10 protein-coding genes and 2 pseudogenes are annotated in these 18213 nt (G+C 61.6%); 8 read left to right on the forward strand and 4 right to left on the reverse strand.

Annotated elements, in window-relative coordinates; all coding sequences use genetic code 11:
• Positions 1–37 precede the first annotated feature (37 nt).
• Positions 38–2266: a hypothetical protein gene (locus P6U25_RS09310; protein ID WP_407151077.1), complete on the forward strand. Its 2229-nt coding sequence runs from the start codon at positions 38–40 to the stop codon at positions 2264–2266.
• Positions 2267–2328: 62 nt separating this feature from the next.
• Here P6U25_RS09310 and P6U25_RS09315 read toward each other — a convergent pair whose 3' ends face one another.
• Positions 2329–3660: an MFS transporter gene (locus P6U25_RS09315; protein ID WP_407151078.1), complete on the reverse strand. Its 1332-nt coding sequence runs from the start codon at positions 3658–3660 to the stop codon at positions 2329–2331.
• 1265 nt (positions 3661–4925) lie between these two features.
• Between P6U25_RS09315 and P6U25_RS09320 the strand changes: the two genes are divergently transcribed.
• The 3 genes from P6U25_RS09320 to P6U25_RS09330 all read left to right on the forward strand — a co-directional run bounded on the left by P6U25_RS09320 (position 4926) and on the right by P6U25_RS09330 (position 7949).
• A complete protein-coding gene (locus tag P6U25_RS09320) occupies positions 4926–6668 on the forward strand; it encodes an L-tyrosine/L-tryptophan isonitrile synthase family protein (protein ID WP_280973352.1) in 1743 nt (580 codons plus the stop codon).
• Between the two features lie 447 nt (positions 6669–7115).
• On the forward strand, positions 7116–7550 hold the full coding sequence (locus P6U25_RS09325) for a transposase (RefSeq protein ID WP_280973351.1): 435 nt from the start codon (positions 7116–7118) through the stop codon (positions 7548–7550).
• A gap of 81 nt (positions 7551–7631) precedes the next feature.
• Positions 7632–7949, forward strand: coding sequence for a transposase (locus P6U25_RS09330; protein WP_407152474.1), 318 nt, complete (start codon positions 7632–7634; stop codon positions 7947–7949).
• Positions 7950–8172: 223 nt separating this feature from the next.
• Here P6U25_RS09330 and P6U25_RS09335 read toward each other — a convergent pair.
• The 3 genes and pseudogenes from P6U25_RS09335 to P6U25_RS09345 all read right to left on the reverse strand — a co-directional run.
• Positions 8173–8951, reverse strand: a pseudogene (locus tag P6U25_RS09335) (DDE-type integrase/transposase/recombinase); the annotation flags it as partial.
• 22 nt (positions 8952–8973) lie between these two features.
• Positions 8974–11445, reverse strand: coding sequence for a hypothetical protein (locus P6U25_RS09340; RefSeq protein WP_280973349.1), 2472 nt, complete (start codon positions 11443–11445; stop codon positions 8974–8976).
• Positions 11446–12438: 993 nt separating this feature from the next.
• Positions 12439–12716, reverse strand: a pseudogene (locus tag P6U25_RS09345) (transposase); the annotation flags it as partial.
• A gap of 334 nt (positions 12717–13050) precedes the next feature.
• On the opposite strand from P6U25_RS09345, the gene P6U25_RS09350 reads away from it, so the two are divergent.
• From P6U25_RS09350 to P6U25_RS09365, 4 genes are all read left to right on the forward strand, one after another.
• Positions 13051–14253 carry a cytochrome P450 gene (locus P6U25_RS09350; protein WP_407151079.1) on the forward strand — a complete coding sequence of 401 codons (1203 nt, stop codon included), beginning with the start codon at positions 13051–13053 and terminating at the stop codon, positions 14251–14253.
• A gap of 94 nt (positions 14254–14347) precedes the next feature.
• Positions 14348–15946, forward strand: coding sequence for a cytochrome P450 (locus tag P6U25_RS09355; protein WP_407151080.1), 1599 nt, complete (start codon positions 14348–14350; stop codon positions 15944–15946).
• Positions 15933–16778 (forward strand): SDR family oxidoreductase, encoded by an 846-nt coding sequence (locus P6U25_RS09360; RefSeq protein ID WP_407151081.1) that lies wholly within the window; start codon positions 15933–15935, stop codon positions 16776–16778. Before P6U25_RS09355 ends, P6U25_RS09360 begins: the two co-directional genes overlap by 14 nt.
• Positions 16778–18121, forward strand: a complete 1344-nt coding sequence (locus tag P6U25_RS09365; RefSeq protein WP_280973346.1) for a cytochrome P450 — start codon at positions 16778–16780, stop codon at positions 18119–18121. The genes P6U25_RS09360 and P6U25_RS09365 overlap by 1 nt, the downstream gene beginning before the upstream one ends.
• Positions 18122–18213 lie beyond the last annotated feature (92 nt).

Genomic DNA, 18213 nt, shown 5'->3' on the forward strand with positions numbered 1-18213 from the left:
ACAGGGCGCGCATTCTCGACCATATCGGAGTTGGAATATGACGGGCATTGATCGATCTGGCCAATCGCACGGTGAGGCTGCACCCGCGGACAGCGCCCGGGGATCCTCCAGCCTCGTCCCCGGGGAAGGCAGCCAATTTTTCGACGCCGCCTTGGAGCGGATGCATTCTGGGCGGCAAGATCGAGCGACACCACATGCTAGCCACCCGCCAAGTTCGGCTGTGGCCGCCCCAAGAATCGGCGAAATCAAGGCAGCGAAGCGAAAGATTGGCCGCCTGCTTGAGAACTTTGATGTCAGCCGCAATGCGGCCATGCAAGCCCAAAGCCCTGAGCAGGCGCAAGAGCTGATCGATCAAGTCGTTGGCGCAGGATCGGAAGTTCTGGACTACTACGCAAGCCTGCGGCCGGATTTGGCGCGTCGCATCCTGCCCGACGATCAGGCTCGCCGACTCCGCGACGGGACGCTGGATGCGGGGAACCAATGTAACGTCGTGGCCACCCCGATTATCTACGGCTTTGAGAAGAGCAGGAAGAAGGCGGCTGAAGTTCTCGAAGATACGCGCAAAAGTAATGCGCCGTCCCATCAGCTGAGCCGAGTCGTCGCCGGTGTGTCGAAGCACTATATCGACTGCATGGAGTGGTGGGGAAAGAAGGCATTGCGCTCGGAGCGGATGCAGTCCGTCTGTGCAGCCACCGCTGACTTACCAAGCGCCTCGCCCGAAATGCGACAGGCCGAAGAGTCTACGCTACGGCTGCATACAGGCTGGGCACTGTATACGAAGTGCATGTATCTGCAATCGCGGATTGCTCTTGCGCAGGTCTTGATTGGGCCGCTGGCGAGCACGTTCCAACCAGCCGTGCGCGAGGCCCTCGTGGGTGAGGACGGGCGGGTACGTCTGCTCGGGACCTTCATTGAGGATGTCTTTCCGGCATTCCTCTCGGCGTCCGACGCTGTTCTGAACGGCGGAGGACGGCCACTCGATGCAGAGCACTGCGCTGTCCTTGAAGGGGTCATGGAGCGGCTTTCGGAGTTTGCTTTAGGCGTGCACGGCATCGTTGTCGGTCTAAAGGATGCCGGAACGGCGGGCGACCTGCCGTTGGAACTATTGGACCAGATCGTCGAAGGTGCGTGGGTCACGGCGCACGAAGTCATGCGGCTGATGGCAGTGCAGCCAAAGACGCCAGCCATGATTGAACCGCTGGCCGAGGCTGCGATAGCGCAAAATACTGCAGCGGCTGAAGGGAGTGCAGGGCGCAGAAAGGGGAAGGGCAAGCGCGCACCGGCCGCAGGCGAGGGCAGTTCGACGGGGCGGCCCGAGCCGCAGCTCGCCAAGCCCGACGCCGGCAGGGCCCCGACAGCCAAAGTTGTCGTGCTCTCGGATCTGGGCACGAAGAAACTCGCGAGCGTGGAGGAAGCACACGCGATCGCGTCTTCGTCGGCAACCGCACACCTGGCGATGTGGCAGGCTCCACCCTCTAGGAAGGCACTGACCGGACTGCTCTCTCGATTGGACGAACTCTTGGAGTTCGACCTGCCCGGTCAGCAAAGTGCCGTCTCGCAAACCCGCCAGATGAAACCCGAAGATGCCGACCACGTCGTTGGCACCGTCATTGAGCGCCTGCAGAGGCAGGCCGCTGAGAGTGAGGCCTGTGTGGCCGCGCTGGAGGAGCTCCGTCGCAGTGGCCTCCTCACGCCTTTGCAGGTGCGCGAAGTGCACAGCAAAATAGTACGACTCAAGGCGATGTTGTCTGAGGTGCAGGGTCAAGCAAACGCTTTGAACGCGCAAAGGACGGCGATCACAGTCGATTGCATGAAAACCTATGCGTTTCCCTCGCAGAATTACCTTGAACAATTGCAAGCGGCGGGGGAGTTGGCGCCTCCGGATCAACCGCGCGCGTTGAACGGCGATCCGGGGACGTTGTTCGAGATCAAGCTGCAGCCCAAGGCGTTGCGCAACCGCGCGATGCCGAGTCCGATGTGGGTGCACATCCATACAACGCGGCCGGTATCTGCGTGGCAGTTGGCGATGCTGGGTGACGCCGACTTCGCCGCTTGCCATGTGAAGTCCCATGAACAGCGCGGCTACAATCGGCACTGGCAGAACGCGCGAGCCGCGATGGGACACGAAAACGTCGTGATCCACCGCGGCAAGCTCACACCTGCATTCTGTAGATCTTTGTTGAATAACGCAGTTGGCGCCAACCCGTGGTATCGGTCTGCCGAGGCAGAATACGCGTCGATGCGGTTCTCTCGCCTCGGGATCTAGTTACCTGGCCGTCTCGCGGCAGAGTGCCACTTGTGGGCAGCCGTGATCACAGTATCCGGCGGCTATGCCGGGCTTCGCTTGTTCGCGGCGATCTGAGTTGTCGGCGGTGCGGTCTCGGGCATCATGAGCATGGCAAAGAGCCCGGCCGCGCTGGCGACAAGCATATACCAGGCGGGCGCCAGCGCGTTCCCGGTCACGTGGATCAGCCCGGCGACGACGGGCTGAGCTGTGCCCCCAAAGATCGCTATCGCAAAGGCATAAATCGTCGCGAAGGCGCCGCCGCGAATGTTCTTGGGTAAACCTTCGACGAGACTCACATAGAAGGCGCTATACGGAATGGTTCCGATGAGGGTGAGCGCGCCGAGACCTCCAAGAAGTGCGACGGCACTGCGGCTCTCTGCGATCCACAAGAACACGGGATAAGTCATCAGCAACGCAGTGATCTGCGGCCATATCATGACGTGCCGACGTCCGGCCCGATCCACAAGCCAACCGCCCAGCAATGCGGCAGCGATTCCGACCGCATTACTGATGAGCGTGGTGGCAAAGGCGAGAGGCGCAGAAACTTGCAGGGTGTGCAGCGCATAGGTGGTCATATACTCCGTGACGTAGGTGATAATCGTGCAGCTCGCCAAAATGACGAATCCAAGGCTCATGATGCGGCGAGCGGCAGGCGATCTCTTGACAGACTGGACGACGGGAGCCGCCGCTTCGGGGCGGTGCAACGTTTCGGGCAAGGCGCTCCGCAGCCAAAATCCGAACGGCAGCGTAGCGGCGCCGAGCAGGAGCGCGATCCGCCATCCGTACGCATTGAGCGCCTCGCTTGTCATGGTCAGGGAGAGTATTTCTCCGACAAGCGCGCCGGCCGTTGCGGCGATCTGTTGGCTGGCAGGCTGAAACGAGACAGCAAGACCGCGCCCTTCGACCGGCGCCGCCTCCAGCAAATAGGCAGTCGTCGGGCCAACTTCACCGCCCAGCGCAAAGCCCTGCACCAAACGTGCGAAAATGACCAGCAATGGAGCGGCAATTCCCACTGCCTCGTACGAGGGCGTAAGCGCCAACACTAGGATCGCCGCGCTCATCATGGCAAAGCTGATGGTCATCGCGGGCCGCCGACCGGCCCGATCCGAGTAGGAGCCGAGCACCATAGCCCCGATCGGTCTGGTCACAAAACCCGCGCCGAACGTTGCGAGCGACAACATGAGGCTGGCGAACGAGTCGCTTGCCGGGAAGAACGCCTGGCCGATCTGGATCGCGAAAAAGCTATAGGTCCCGAAGTCGTAGAATTCCAGAATATTGCCGATAGTTGCTCCCCACACGGCGCGGCCGGTCAAGCGTTCGTCTGCCGGAACCAGGACCGGCTCCGGCTTCTCCCGAGTAAATTGGCTAGCCATCCTCGATCCGTCTGAAGCTCTAGTCGCGGCCGAACATTTCGACCAGTCAGGTCGCGCGCGTTGCATTTCACTTGCTCTACACGTCGTCTAGCTTGAGGTGGCCGGGCTCGGCGTTCCGGTGCGCGACACCTGGCTGACGCATGCCAGGACGAAGCTCACGGCGATGAGTGCAACAAAAATGCCCAGCTCTTGCGCCCCATTCAGACCTTGAACCGATCGCGGCGATCGCCAGCAAAAATGAATAGGAAAGGCGCTCTAATTGTCGGGCGGGGCAGTCGTTGTGCTCCCGCGCAATGGCGAGTTTGCGACAAAATTGTTGGGCGACGAACAGGCAGCGCCTGTTTTCACACAGAAGGGCCGCCGCGTGGTTGCTGCGTTCAACTGGTGGCGCACGGTGAACGCATCGCGCGATTTGGTCCGGTTTTTGCTCCGCTGCTTGCTAGTTGCGCGCAGGCCGCCTGCTTTGTCGGGTTGGTCCGCTGCAGAATGAAGGGGCTGTGTGCGATCAAAGACCATAGGAGCTCGCATTTTTTGACGGTACCATGAAAACGATCAACCTCGCCCGGTGCCGCAGGGATCAGGCGATAATGTTCGGTCAGGCTCGGCGGGTCGCTAAGGGACAAGCGTGATGCGCCAGGGGGTGAGCTCCAGGACGTTGAAAATCAAAGTTACGAGCAATGGGGGCGCGCCTCCGTGAGTGGATTTGGTTTCATCACGGCCGACCCAAGGGGAAATAGCCTTCCTTTCGTATTGAGTTCTGCCATCAGGTCTGACCGCCAGGGCGAGCGGCCGACGTCTGGGCAATGACGGCTTTGCTTCGCTCGCGCATCTGCGTGCACGCGCGTTCGAAATTGGATGGCAAAGCACGCTCGCAATCAAACGCCTCCAATAGGAGGTGTAGTATGAAGACGAAGACAACTTACGACCATCTTGCTTGCGGATAATGCGTTGCTGAGCTCGCCCGGTAGGGCGGTTGAAACTTGCGATGTCAGCGATTCCAACGGCGTGCCGGAGCGTTCACTGCGGAATTTGGTGCAATGGGAAACAGACCATTCCCTTGCGGCGATACGGCATTGGGCCGCGGCTCAAGCCGGACTCAAACATCATCTGAAGGGAGCACTCAGGAACAGGTCACTGGAGACAAAAGGCCGACGATGGCCTTACTCAAGCGGCCAATGGGGACGCATGTCTGCAGCACAACTTAAACCAAATTGCCTCCGGCAAACTTGGAGCGCTTCACTCGGTCGTTAGGTACAGATCCTAGGATGTTCCAGAAAATCGAATACAATACTGATGCGCTCGGCAGCACGTTTGAGCGTTTGACGCGAATTGAAGCCCTCGCCCGTCGCGGAGACTCTAATGCTGAATCTCTGAAGATCGATGCCAAGGCGTTCGAGCGCGCAATAATAAGCTCATTGCAGCGTTCGGGAGACCAGCTGGTAACCAATCTTTCGTCAAAGGCAGTGAATCGCGTGCTGCGGAACGAGCGCTTGGGGGAGATTGGTCCCGCGGCGCTGATTTGTGAAGTGGTGACCGAAAAGTCTATTCGAAAAGGCTTCATCAGCGAGGCGGGCCGATACGAGCGATGCTGCCAAATCTCTCGTGTAATTGAACGAAATGGCGAGGTCGAGTTCGCAATTTTGCTCCTCCCATTTCGGACGTCAACGCCGCTGAAGAACCGTGGAACACTTCCCGACATGGGAGAGTTTTATACTCTGATGTTCCTCTACAGCTTGTCACGTGCGTGCCACGTCGCGCAGAAGAAGATGGCAAAGCTGATCGAAGATGTCGCCAAACGGGTAGGAGACGGCGCCCGCGAATGCGCTCAATCGGCTGCGACAGACGAGAAGTGCGGCGTAAAGCATCTCTTTGAAGCAGCCATCCAGGAATGTGAGAAGCTTATTAAAAACCCAAAAGAATGCGCTGCGACTCGAAAGTTCCTTCGGAAGGCTGCGGCGAATCCTCCGATCCTTCAAGTAAACCATGAACCCACTTTTGTTCGTCTACTCGTCGAGCTTGCGGTATCGTCCATTCCAATACGCAGCTGGTTCTCGTTTAAAGACGCTCCTGTCATACCGGTGCGAATTCTTGCATGTCGTGATGCCGGGCGCTATCCCTGCTTCGACACAGTTTCGTTGGAACAAATCGCTGAATATCGCGAAGTCCTATCTGATGCGTTAGAGGCATTCTCGATTGATCAACGATTCTTCCGTCTTATTGATTACGCGGAAATTAAGAAAAGCATCCAAGACACATCTGGTCACAAAGCGGCCATGCGTTACTACGCTAAACGCAAAGCTGCCTTCCTATCGGATGTCGAGAGAATTCTACCCGCTATATGGTCCACGCGCGGACGCGATGAAATGCACAAAGAACTATCCGAAATTGATGAGGAGGGAGTGTTAAGACCTCTCTTCGAGCCAATTTTATTTTCTCTCGAACATTCTTGCATATCTGATGCTGCGCGCCAAACCGGGCTGGACGAGAAGCGGCTCTACGTCGAAGCCATGCAGACAATATACCTGCCTCAGGATGATGAGAAGCTCGAGCGATTGCGTCGGCGGTTGATTGACGAATCCTTGCGGGGAGCCGCTTTATATTGCTCGGCATATGAGGCCAATACAGGTTCGAAAAATCCGGTAGGCTTCGATGATGTCGCCGCGGTGTTTCCGAATGCACTGCGTATGTCAATCCACCAAAAACCGGAATCTTCTGGCCATTTTACCGTTCACGTGAGTCCAACGAGGAAGCGTACTCCTTGGCACGGCACGGCCACCCTTACGACCGGCCGAACCCCAGATGAGACCTGTATCGCAATTGATCTAGCGGAGTACCTCGAATCAGCAGGTGCACGCGGCGTGGTCGTATGTGGCAATGAAGAAGGCTTGCTGGCTCGACACATCCGCGCCAAGCAGCCGGTCGTTTACCTATCTCCAACGATCTCTGCATCTGACGCTCAAGCGCTCGTGGAGCTCTTAGAGGGCACGTCCCTTGTTGCGAATGGATGATCAGATAAGTGGACTGAAGTGGGCCTGGGACTTACCGCTGAAGAACTCGATGAAGGCGTTATCCGGCATGATGTGGCCGATGTCCCGGTTTCCAGACTCGATCTGGCCCATTAGCGTAGACCGATCCGGGCCTCGGGCCACCGGGAGCACGCACGTGCGGGCAAGCCGTCGCACTGACATGAACTGCGAGTGCGAGGTCGTTATTTGGCCGCCCCTGCGACTAGCCCGGATGCGCTGCGAGCGTGGATCCGTAATTGTCGTGTTGCCGGCAGCTCCCTGTCGCACTGACCATGGAGGGAGAGATGCGCATCATTGGCATGGACATCCATCGCGTGGCAGCCGAGGCCGTGGCGCTGCTCGAGAGTCATCTAACCAGCTCGGCCGCATTCCCATAACCCGTGACAGCTTGGAGGCTTTCGCCAGGAAGAACTCACCCATGACGATCACGTGGTTGTCGAGGCGACCGGCAGTGCCGCGGCCGTTGTCGTAGTTCTGGCACCGTATGTCGACCGTATTGTCATAGCCAGCCCGATGCAGATGCGGTTGATCGCACGCGCGAAGGTCAAGAGGGATGCGATTGATGCTACCGGGCTCGCACAGTTGTACGCCACCGGATCTCTTCCGGAGGTCTGGGTACCCGATGAGCGCACTATGGCCCTGCGACGGCGAGTGGCGCGCCGTACGCAGCTCGTGCGTCAGCGGGTGCGCTTGAAGAACCTCATTCAGTCGATCCTTCACGCCCACCTCATTCGGCCCTGTCCGCACCTCAACCTTGGAAGGATTGGCGGTCGCAGGTGGATCGCCGCCCAGGTAGGACCTGCCGACGAGCGTGCCGCAATCAAGCGGCACCTGGCGCAGATCGACCTGGTCCAGGGGGCGTAGAAGGAGGTCGAGGCGGATATCGCGCGTGAAGCGATGTTCGATCGGGTCGTCCGGCGGCTGATGATGCTGTCGGGTGTGGATATGTCGGTGGCTTCGGGCGTGGCCGCTGCCGTCGGTGACATTCGGCGCGTTGCCGATCCGACCAGACTGGTGAGCTACCTGGGGCTAAACCCGGTTGTGAGGCAGTCTGGCGAGGGCCGCTTACCATGGCAGGATCACCAAGCAGGGCCGCCGCCAAGCTCGCGGAATGCGCGTCGAAGCAGCATGGGCTGTCGCCCGTTCGCCGGGACCGCTACGTGCATTCTTCCAGCGTGTGGCTTCACGACGCGGCAAGCACATCGCGGCAGTCGCGACGGCGCGGAAGCTTGCGATGATCATCTGGCATATGCTGACCAGTAGCGCTGATTACATCTAGACGAGGCCGGCCTGCTGGCACGCAAGTTCGGAACATCGAACTGCGCGCTGGGCTACCCACCAGCCATGCCCAGCGTGGATCGTATTATGATTACAACATCCCCCCGAAGAGGGCTGAGGAACGAGGACGCGACGCCGAGAAGGAGTATACGCGGTGGCGGGCAAAGCCGCGATCCCGACAAAGCAAGGCTTTTGCGACATGGGGCTTGTCGACAACGTCCGTGTCGGTTGGCTTGCCGGGCCGCGAGAAGTCCAGCGTGACGACGCGCTGGTAGGCCCACATGTCAAGATCGCGCGACACGAACTCGCTGCCTTGATCGAGGCGGATCGTCGCCGGGAAGCCCGCTTCCTTGCAGGCCCTTTTCCAGCACCGCAACGACGTCGGCGCCGCGGAAGGTGAACCGTGGCGCCAGCGCCGGTGAGAACCGCGACAAGATATCGATGATCGTAAGCACGCGAAGCTTGTATCCTGTTGCCACTGGTTATGGACGAAGTCCATCGCCTAGGTCTCGCTGGATCGCGTCGCCGGCTTGCGGTCATCGTGCAGCTTGGCCTTGACGAGGCGCTTGGGCGCTTTGTAGCGCAATTGCAGAGCCCAACTTGCGGTAGACGCGCCGGGTCTTGTTCTAGCCGTCGCGCCATCCTTCACGACGCAGCAGCACGTGAACGCGGCGATAGCCGTAGCGAATGCGGGCATGACAAATCTCCTTGATCTTCTGTTCGAGGGCAGCCTGTCTGGAACGACGGGACTTGTATTGGTAGGTCGAGCGGTCAAACTCCGGCGCCGCGCAGGCTCTGCGGATCGAGACCTGCCACTCGCCACAGACCTCGTCGACCAGCTTGCGCTTCCGGCCAAGCCTCATAGCCTTCGGCGGATCACGTCCTGTAGCATCTCTTTATCGAGCGACAGGTCCGCCACCAGCTTCTTCAGTTTGCCGTTCTCTCCTCGAGCTGTTTCAGCCGTCGCATCTCCGTCGGCAGCTGTCCGAAGGGGCGACGGGCAATGCGTTCAACCAAATTGCGGCCGATGGAAGAGAAGGACGCGGCCTTCGGATAGGCTTTCGGCCGTATAGGGCTGACCGTGGATCAAAAAGCGGGTCATTGGGACATCCCGGCTCGGCAGAAGGTCCAAGTTTCGGAGCATGTCGATCACGATAGGCGAAGCCTCTCGGGGGCCGTGCCTCCAGTCGTCGCCGAACAACTCTCCGAGTTCAGGCAGTTGCGGGGACGGTTGATGGCCCGATCCCGATGCGGCAGACGGCGGTGGAAGATTCGGTGCCAGCGGAGAAGGAGCGTCCCTTCGCAATTCGAACGACACGGGCGGATCAAACCCGGGTGCAAGGGCGCGGTAGATATGCTGGGTAGCCGTCCGCCCCACAAGTGCAGCGTCACCCGAAAAAGCGAGCCTGGGGTGATGAATGAGTTGAACGTCGTTGGATCCTCTCGGCCCCAACACAGCCGTGTAGCGTTCGCCGGCAATCTCATAGTTCATCACCGGATGTTCCGCAACAGGCAAGAAGTCCCACTTGCCCAACGTGGAAAGCATCATGTCGGGGGCCAGTTGCGTGCAATGGCGAAAATCCTTGGGCACGGCGAACGAAACATCAAATGTATCACCAACAGCAGGAGACCGCAGATGGATGAGCTGAACATCGCTGCGCCCACGCGGTCCTAACACGGCCGTATAGCGTTCACCGTGAATGTCGTAGGTTTTTACGCGCTGTGCTGCATCCGGTAGCAGACCCCAGCGGCCGAGCTTGGAGCGCATCATGTCCGGCGCAGGCTGTGTGCCATGGGAGAAATCCTCGGGAACGGTCAAGGACGCATCAAAGCTCTCGCTGGCTACGGCGGAGGTCGGATCAAGCGTGGCCGGGACCGCAGCATCTCGATCCATCATCCGTCCAAAGTCTTCTTCAAAGAGAGGATTCTGCGGCCGTGAGCTGGGCTGCCAGATCGCGGCATCGAAAAGATCCGCTCGAAGAACGCTTTGCACGGGCAGTTGGGTGGCTGGTCCCATCGCCGCCCAAACCTCGGATGCATCGAGACCGAGAGCAGGCACAGCGCCGTTCCGATCCGCGGCATCGAACAGCTCTCCTTGAGCGACACTTTGTGCGGGAGGGCAGGCAGCTGAGTTGGTCCCTGGCCAAAGCCCACGAGCGCCTGGTTGATTGAACGGCGTGGCTGGCAGCAGGCCCTCGCGATCTGCGGCATCGAAAAGCTCGTCCTGGGCGACACTTTGCACGGGCGAGTGGGTGGCGTAACGCATTCCCTGCCAAGGGACCGGCGCATCGAAGGTAGCGTCCGGAAGCACGCTGCTCCGATCCACAGCGTTGAAAAGCACATCCCGGGCGCCACGTTGCGCGGGAGAATGAGCGGCTAAATCCATTCCCTGCCAAGCCTGCGGAGCATTGAAATCGTCGGCCAGCATGGGGCCGTCTTGGTCTGCAGCGTCCCCCGAAGACTGCGCACGATCAAAAAGCTGCACGGGCAAATCGGCGGTAGGCTGCATTGGCAGGCGCGAGACGCCTCCTTCGCCACCCAAATTGTCCGGTCCGGCGATCGCGCGGTACTCGCTCAGCCTATTCAACGCGTAGATGACTTTCTTGTCATTCGGAAATAAAGCGTCGGCATGGCCGAGCAGCGCTTTGTCGCTGAGCTTGGCAATTGACAAAGGTCGAAGGGCTGCTGCTAGCTTCCGAAGGCAGCTAGCATAATTTCCGGCAGTCTTTGCGTCGATGGTTCGACCAAAGCCTGCTGCGGTCGCCTCTCTGATGAGCCGAGCGTCTTCCTTGGACGGACGGTAATGTGTTGCGAGAGCGCTGGCGCTCCGCTCGCGGTACTTGCTAACCAGCGACAATGCGGCAACGATGACCTTGTCTGTTGGCAGTAGCTTCTTGGAGCACTCAAGCAACGTATCGTCATCGAGCCCAGCAATCGACTGGCCAGACTGCTTCAGCGCCTCGGCCAATTTGCGAAGCCGACGGTCGTAAATTTCGACGGTGGTCGCATTCGGCGGTGGCCCTCGCTTGAGAGCAGCGCCAGAGGCTGCTTGGATGAGGCGATCGTCTTCTTCAGTGATGTCATGAAGCTCCCTATGAGGATATATCGGGCCGAGCTGTCGCGCCTCTCCCAAGTGTTGCTCAAACGCCACTTGCGGTCGTTGCGACTGTTCCACGGTGGCATCGGACGCAACGGAATCGTTATCGGCAGGATTGATCGTGTTGTATCGGTCCATGGTGCATTCAGTCCGCTGGCATCGCTTCCTCGTTCTTTCGCTACTCACGTTAGCTTTCCAAAACCTGACGTGGCCGAGCGGAAAGATAGAATGAATGATGGCCAGCAAGTGCCTTCTCCAAAGCGTAGCAGCATCGTGCGTGCCGCCAGAAAAAGCGCCAGCTGCCAAAAGAGCGTCTTCAACTGAAGATTTGAGGCATTGGCTCCTGACGATGGCGATCGCCTTGATCTCGATTGCGGCGATCACAGGGCTATGATCGCGACGACTGGGATGTCACTCGGCGGGCTTTCGAGTGGTCGGAGGTCCGGGCGGGGCGACGTATCGCTCGCGCCTTCAAATGAATTAGATATTCATTCCGGTGGCATCGGAACCGTGAATTGAGCGCACTCTTGTGCGCTCCTGACCAGTTTTCGTAGAAATGTGAGTTTTCAATGAAGCTCGCAAATTCCGCTTTCTGGTCGATGGCCGCGAGAATAGTCGCGTAACGAAGCCATTCTTATACCAAGTCGGTCATTACGTGTTCGGTTTTTGACGCCGGTGCCGACACACAGGGCAGAACGGCAGCAGCCATCGGAGCAGTCTCCGCGGCGGCCAACCTCGGGCCTCTCTCGACCTCCAACCCGCCGCAAAGCCGGCGCAGCCTCCCTCTTTCTTTTTCCGGCGGCTTTACAAAATCACGGCGAAGACACGCGTTACTTTGGGAGGCCTCGGACCGAGTTTGCAGCAAGCGGTTGAAGGTGATTGTTCCGGTGCTGATCGAGGCGATGGAACGACATGGTCAGCTAGTCGAAAATCCGGCGTGTGAAGACCGGCGTCTCCATCGAGGAGCTGGCAGAATATCCCCCGCTGTACCTTGCTCCACGCTACTCGCCATCTTCACCATCGGCTTGTTCTGTTGGCTGGTGTTCCTGTTTGCTGCTTTCGCACTACCAGCAACGGTGTGTTGATCGGAGGCCGGAAATGAGCCTGATCCCCTATTCCCAGAAAGATACGCCGCCGGGCTCGAAATACGTTGTCCCGACGGCGCCCTGTTTCAAAGCTGGACGTGCAATTCCAGCAGCGAGAGATTCAGCAAGGGATATGCCACGCGTTAACTTCGCCTGATGTGAGGGCTGGCGGGCCAGAACGTTTGCTTGCGTCAGGCTGGAACGAAGTACCGCGCGAGTGCAGTCTCGGCTCTGGCCCCAAGCCACGCAAACTCTCCTGGCGACGATAGAATCTACTGCCGAGGTCCGGGGTTCAGGCGGCCAATGAGAGCGTTTCAGGTTTGATAGAAGCGTATCCTGCATTTTGGAAATAGTTGCTGCATTCGTTGGGCTGGATGGTTGAGATAAGGCCGCCGATATGGCGGCAAATATCGTCGATCGCGAGCTTCTGGGCGGAACGCATCCAGTGCTTGATCTTGGCGAGGGTCTGTTCGATCGGATCGAGGTCTGGCGAGTATGGCGGCTGGTACCAGAGTCTGGCGGCGGCGGTTTGATCAGGCTGCGCAGGACAGCGGACTTCTGGCTGCCGAGTTGTCTGAGAGGGCAGCCAGATCGGTTCCGGAGCGAGATCGTAGCCGCAACCGGTCCTGCGGACGCTGCTGAGTACCATTGAACAGAGCAGACCAGCGCGTCTCGGGCAGGCGGGCAAAGCGAAGATCAAGGACGTCTACGACATCCAGGCATTAGGGGGCTACTACAAGATTCGGTAGATGGCTAAGGCCAACTTGAGGTCCTAGGGTCCGGCCGCCTTCCCCGCCGATCATCATCGATGAACAGAGTGAAGGCAACTGCACGTGAAGCCGCTGCCCGTAGCGCCTGCCGGTCACCTTCCGCCCTTCGACCGCTTAGAGAGTGAAGTGCCACCGTGTCCGAACAACCCTTGCCGACGCTGCCGATGTGGCGCGTCGATCACATCGAGCCCTCGCCCGAGATGTTGGCGCTACGCGCCAACGGTCCGATCCATCGCGTGCGTTTCCCGTCCGGGCACGAAGGCTGGTGGGTGACAGGCTACGACGAAGCCAAGGCGGCGCTATCCGACGCGGCGTTCCGGCCGGCGGGAATGCCGCCGGCGGCATTCACCCCGGATTCGGTGATTCTCGGCTCGCCGGGGTGGCTGGTCTCGCACGAGGGGGACGAGCATGTCCGGTTACGCACGATCGTGGCGCCGGCCTTCAGCAACCGCAGGGTAAAGCTGCTGGCGCAGCATGTCGAAGCGATCGCCGCGCAATTGTTCGAGAACCTGGCGGACCAGCGCCAGCCCGCCGACCTAAAGCGCCACGTCTCGTTTCCGCTTCCGGCCATGGTCATCAGCGCGCTGATGGGCGTGCTCTACGAGGATCACGCCTTTTTCGCCCGGCTATCCGACGAGGTGATGACGCATCAGCATGAAAGCGGCCCGCGCAGCGCGTCGCGCTTGGCCTGGGACGAACTGCGCGCCTACATTCGCGGCAAGATGCGGGACAAGCGCCAGGATCCGGGCGACGACCTGCTGACGGATCTGCTCACGGCGGTCGACCAGGGCAAGGCAACCGAGGAAGAAGCGATCGGCCTGGCGGCGGGCATGCTGGTGGCGGGGCACGAGAGCACCGTCGCGCAAATCGAATTCGGCCTGCTGGCCATGTTCCGCCATCCGCAAGAGCGCGAACGCCTGGTCGGCGATCCATCCCTGGCGGATAAGGCGGTGGAGGAAATCCTGCGCATGTACCCGCCGGGCGCGGGCTGGGACGGCATCATGCGCTATCCGAGGACCGACGTGACCATCGCGGGCGTGCATATTCCCGCGGAGAGCAAGGTGCTGGTCGGCCTGCCGGCAACGTCGTTCGATCCGCGCCATTTCGACGACCCGGAAATGTTCGACATCGGCCGCGAAGAAAAGCCGCATCTGGCGTTCTCCTACGGGCCGCACTCCTGTATCGGCGGGGCGCTGGCCAGGCTGGAACTCAAGGCGGTGTTCGGTTCGATCTTCCAGCGCTTTCCCGCGCTGCGCCTGGCCGTGGCGCCCGAAGAACTGAAGTTGCGCAAGGAGATCATCACTGGCGGGTTCGAGGAGCTCCCGGTGCTCTGGTGATGCGCGGACGCCGCCGGGGATCGCGATCTTCTCAGCGATTTGCCGGCGCGCCTGCCGTGCGCCGGTCAGACCAGCCAGCCAACAGATAACCAAGATGGACGTGCAAGAAACCACGGCAGCATGCGCCGACGCCTTCGCCGAACTGGCGTCGCCGGCGCGCATCCAGGACCCCTATCCATTCATGCGGTGGTTGCGCGAGCACGATCCGGTGCATCGCGCGGCGTCGGGCCTCTTTCTGTTGAGCCGCCACGCCGACATCTACTGGGCGCTCAAGGCAACGGGCGATGCGTTTCGGGGACCGGCGCCGGGCGAACTGGCGCGCTATTTCCCGCGTGCGGCGACCAGCCTGTCGCTCAATCTGCTGGCCTCCACGCTAGCGATGCAGGACCCACCGACGCATACGCGTCTGCGCCGGCTGATCTCACGCGATTTCACCATGGGCCAGATCGACAACCTGCGGCCGAGCATCGCGCGCATCGTCTCAGCGCGCCTGGATGGCATGGCGCCCGCGCTGGAGCGCGGGGAGGCAGTGGACCTGCATCGGGAATTCGCGCTGGCCTTGCCCATGCTGGTCTTCGCCGAACTGTTCGGCATGCCCCAGGACGACATGTTCGCCCTCGCCGCCGGCATCGGCGCCATTCTGGAAGGCCTGAGCCCGCACGCCAGCGATCCCCAGCTCGCCGCGGCGGACGCGGCCAGTGCCAGGGTGAAGGCCTACTTCGGCGGCCTCATACAGCACAAGCGCACCGATCCCCGCCACGACATCGTGTCGATGCTGGTCGGCACACACGACGATGATGCCGACATGCTGTCGGATGCGGAGTTGATCAGCATGTTGTGGGGCATGCTGCTGGGCGGCTTCGCCACCACTGCTGCGACCATCGACCATGCGGTCCTGGCGATGCTGGCGTATCCCGAACAGCGACACTGGCTGCAGGGAGACGCCGTGGGGGTGAAGGCGTTCGTCGAAGAAGTCCTGCGCTGCGACGCGCCCGCCATGTTCAGCTCCATTCCGCGTATCGCCCAGCGCGACATCGAACTGGGCGGCGTGGTGATCCCGAAGAACGCGGACGTGCGCGTGCTGATCGCGTCCGGCAATCGTGACCCGGACGCTTTCGCCGATCCCGACCGCTTCGATCCCGCGCGGTTCTACGGCACCAGTCCTGGCATGTCGACCGACGGGAAGATCATGCTGAGCTTCGGCCACGGCATCCACTTCTGCCTCGGTGCGCAACTGGCCCGGGTGCAGTTGGCCGAGAGCTTGCCGCAAATTCAGGCGCGCTTCCCCACGCTGGCATTGGCCGAGCAGCCGACGCGGGAGCCCTCCGCGTTCCTTAGGACGTTCCGCGCGCTGCCGGTGCGGCTGCGTGCGCAGGGGGCTGAGATGCGCGTCATGGTCGACCAGGATCTGTGCGGAACCAGCGGGCAGTGCGTGCTGACGCTGCCGGGCACCTTTCGCCAGCGCGAATCGGACGGCGTGGCCGAAGTGCGCGGGGCGACAGTCCCGCAGGCGCTGCACGCCGCCGTGCGGCTCGCAGCCAGCCAGTGCCCGGTCGCCGCCATTCGGGTCATCGAAAGCGATGCTGGCGATGACGAGCGCGCCAGCGCCAACAATGCGCCTTCTCCGACGAAGGCCGAGCGGCATGCCGCGAGAGACCAACGCAATCTGGAAGGACATGATGGGACGATTTGAAGGCAAGGTGGCCGTGGTGACCGGCGCCGGCGCCGGCATCGGCAAGGCATGCGCCCTCGCCATCGCGCGCGAGGGCGGCAGAGTTGTGGTCGCCGACATCGATGGCTCGGCGGCCACCGCCTGCACCGCGCAGATTGCGACCGAAGCGGGCCACGCGCTGGCTCTCGCCATCGACATCGCTGATGCGCAGGCGGTGGCAGCGCTGTTCGAGAGGGCGGAGCGGCACTTCGGTGGGGTCGACCTATTGGTGAACAACGCGAGCGCCATGCATCTGACCCCGCGCGACCGCGCAATCCTCGACCTGGATCTGGCGGTCTGGGATCAGACCATGGCGACCAATCTGCGCGGCACGTTGCTCTGCTGCCGGCAGGCCATCCCACGCATGATCGCCCGCGGCGGTGGCGCGATCGTCAACATGTCGTCGTGCCAGGGGCTTAGCGGTGACACTGCGCAGACGTCCTACGCCGCGTCGAAGGCGGCGATGAACATGCTATCGACCTCGCTCGCCACCCAGTACGGTCATGCGCAGATCCGCTGCAACGCGGTTGCGCCGGGTCTCATCATGACCGAGCGTCTCCTCGCCAAGCTGGACGAGTGCATGCAACGGCATCTGCGCCGGCACCAGCTCCTGCCGCGCGTCGGCCGCCCCGAGGACGTATCCGCGCTGGTGGCGTTCCTGCTCTCCGACGATGCTGCGTTCATCACCGGCCAGGTCGTGTGCATCGACGGCGGCATGCTGGCACATGTGCCGACATACGCCGACGGTGGCAACAGCCGCGCCGCGCGGCCTTCCGGCGAGACCGCCGAAGCGGCCGCCTCGCCGCGCTGCTGATGGACATGCTGCTCAACCCGCTGAACCGTCGGCATCGGCTGCGGCACGACATCCCGGTCGTGCCCGGCGCTTTCCCGCTGGTCGGGCATCTTCCCGCCATCGTCTGCGACCTGCCGCGCCTGCTGCGGCGCGCGGAACGGACGCTGGGCACCCACTTCTGGCTGGATTTCGGCCCTGCCGGACAGCTGATGACCTGTCTGGATCCGGATGCGTTCGCAGTACTCCGGCACAAGGACGTGTCCTCGGCGCTGATCGAAGACATCGCTCCCGAATTGTTTGGCGGAACGTTGGTCGCCCAGGACGGCGGCGCGCACCGGCAGGCGCGCGATGCGATCCAGGCGCCATTCCTGCCCACGGGGCTGACCCAGGCCGGCATCGGCGAGCTGCTCGCACCTGTCATCCAGGCGCGGGTGCAGAGGTGGCGCGACCGCGGCGACGTAACCATCCTGCGCGAAACCGGCGATCTGATGCTCAAGCTCATCTTCAGCCTCATGGGAATCACTGCGCAGGATCTGCCGGGATGGCGTCGCAAGTACCGGCAACTGCTGCAGTTGATCGTCGCGCCGCCGGTCGACCTGCCCGGACTGCCCTTGCGGCGCGGCCGCGCCGCCCGCGACTGGATCGATGCGCGGTTGCGTGAGTTCGTCCGCGACGCGCGCGAACATGCCGCGCGCACCGGATTGATCACCGACATGGTGAGTGCCTTCGATCGCAGCGACGATGCGCTCTCCGACGACGTCCTGGTCGCCAATATCCGCTTGCTGTTGCTTGGTGGTCACGACACCACCGCCTCGACGATGGCCTGGATGGTGATCGAGCTGGCGCGGCAGCCTCTTCTGTGGGACGCCCTGGTGGAGGAGGCGCAACGCGTGGGCACGGTGCCGACCCGGCACGCGGACCTGGCGCAGTATCCGGTCGCCGAGGCGCTGTTCCGCGAGACGCTGCGCGTGCATCCGGCGACGCCGCTCCTGGTGCGTCGTGCAGTACGTGAATTGCAACTCGGCCAACGGCGCATTCCCGCGGGCACCGATCTGTGCATCCCGATTCTGCATTTCTCGACCTCGGCGCTGCTGCACGATGAGCCTGATCAGTTTCGCCTGGCGCGATGGCTGCAACGCACCGAGCCGATCCGGCCGGTGGACATGCTGCAGTTCGGTGCCGGCCCACACCTGTGCATCGGCTACCACCTGGCATGGCTGGAACTGGTGCAGTTCTGCATCGCCTTGGCGCTGACCATGCACGAGGCCGGGGCGCGGCCGCGGTTGCTGAGCGACGCCGAAAAAGGCCGGCGCTATTACCCGACCGCACATCCATCCATGACCGTTCGCATCGGATTCTCATGAGCTGGCATCGCATGCCCCTGTGGCGAGGCAGCGGTGCCGGCGATGCGCGGCATTGCTGCACTCGGCGTGCGCGGTGTGACGCCGACAACACC

The organism is Bradyrhizobium sp. ORS 86 (assembly GCF_045571475.1).
Lineage (GTDB): Bacteria > Pseudomonadota > Alphaproteobacteria > Rhizobiales > Xanthobacteraceae > Bradyrhizobium.

Excerpts from the sequence above, each read along its gene's own strand:
- P6U25_RS09310 (WP_407151077.1), top strand. The coding sequence starts at position 38 with ATGACGGGCATTGATCGATCTGGCCAATCGCACGGTGAGGCTGCACCC.
- P6U25_RS09315 (WP_407151078.1), bottom strand. The coding sequence starts at position 3,660 with ATGGCTAGCCAATTTACTCGGGAGAAGCCGGAGCCGGTCCTGGTTCCG.
- P6U25_RS09320 (WP_280973352.1), top strand. The coding sequence starts at position 4,926 with ATGTTCCAGAAAATCGAATACAATACTGATGCGCTCGGCAGCACGTTT.
- P6U25_RS09330 (WP_407152474.1), top strand. The coding sequence starts at position 7,632 with ATGTCGGTGGCTTCGGGCGTGGCCGCTGCCGTCGGTGACATTCGGCGC.
- P6U25_RS09355 (WP_407151080.1), top strand. The coding sequence starts at position 14,348 with ATGGACGTGCAAGAAACCACGGCAGCATGCGCCGACGCCTTCGCCGAA.
- P6U25_RS09360 (WP_407151081.1), top strand. The coding sequence starts at position 15,933 with ATGGGACGATTTGAAGGCAAGGTGGCCGTGGTGACCGGCGCCGGCGCC.
- P6U25_RS09365 (WP_280973346.1), top strand. The coding sequence starts at position 16,778 with ATGGACATGCTGCTCAACCCGCTGAACCGTCGGCATCGGCTGCGGCAC.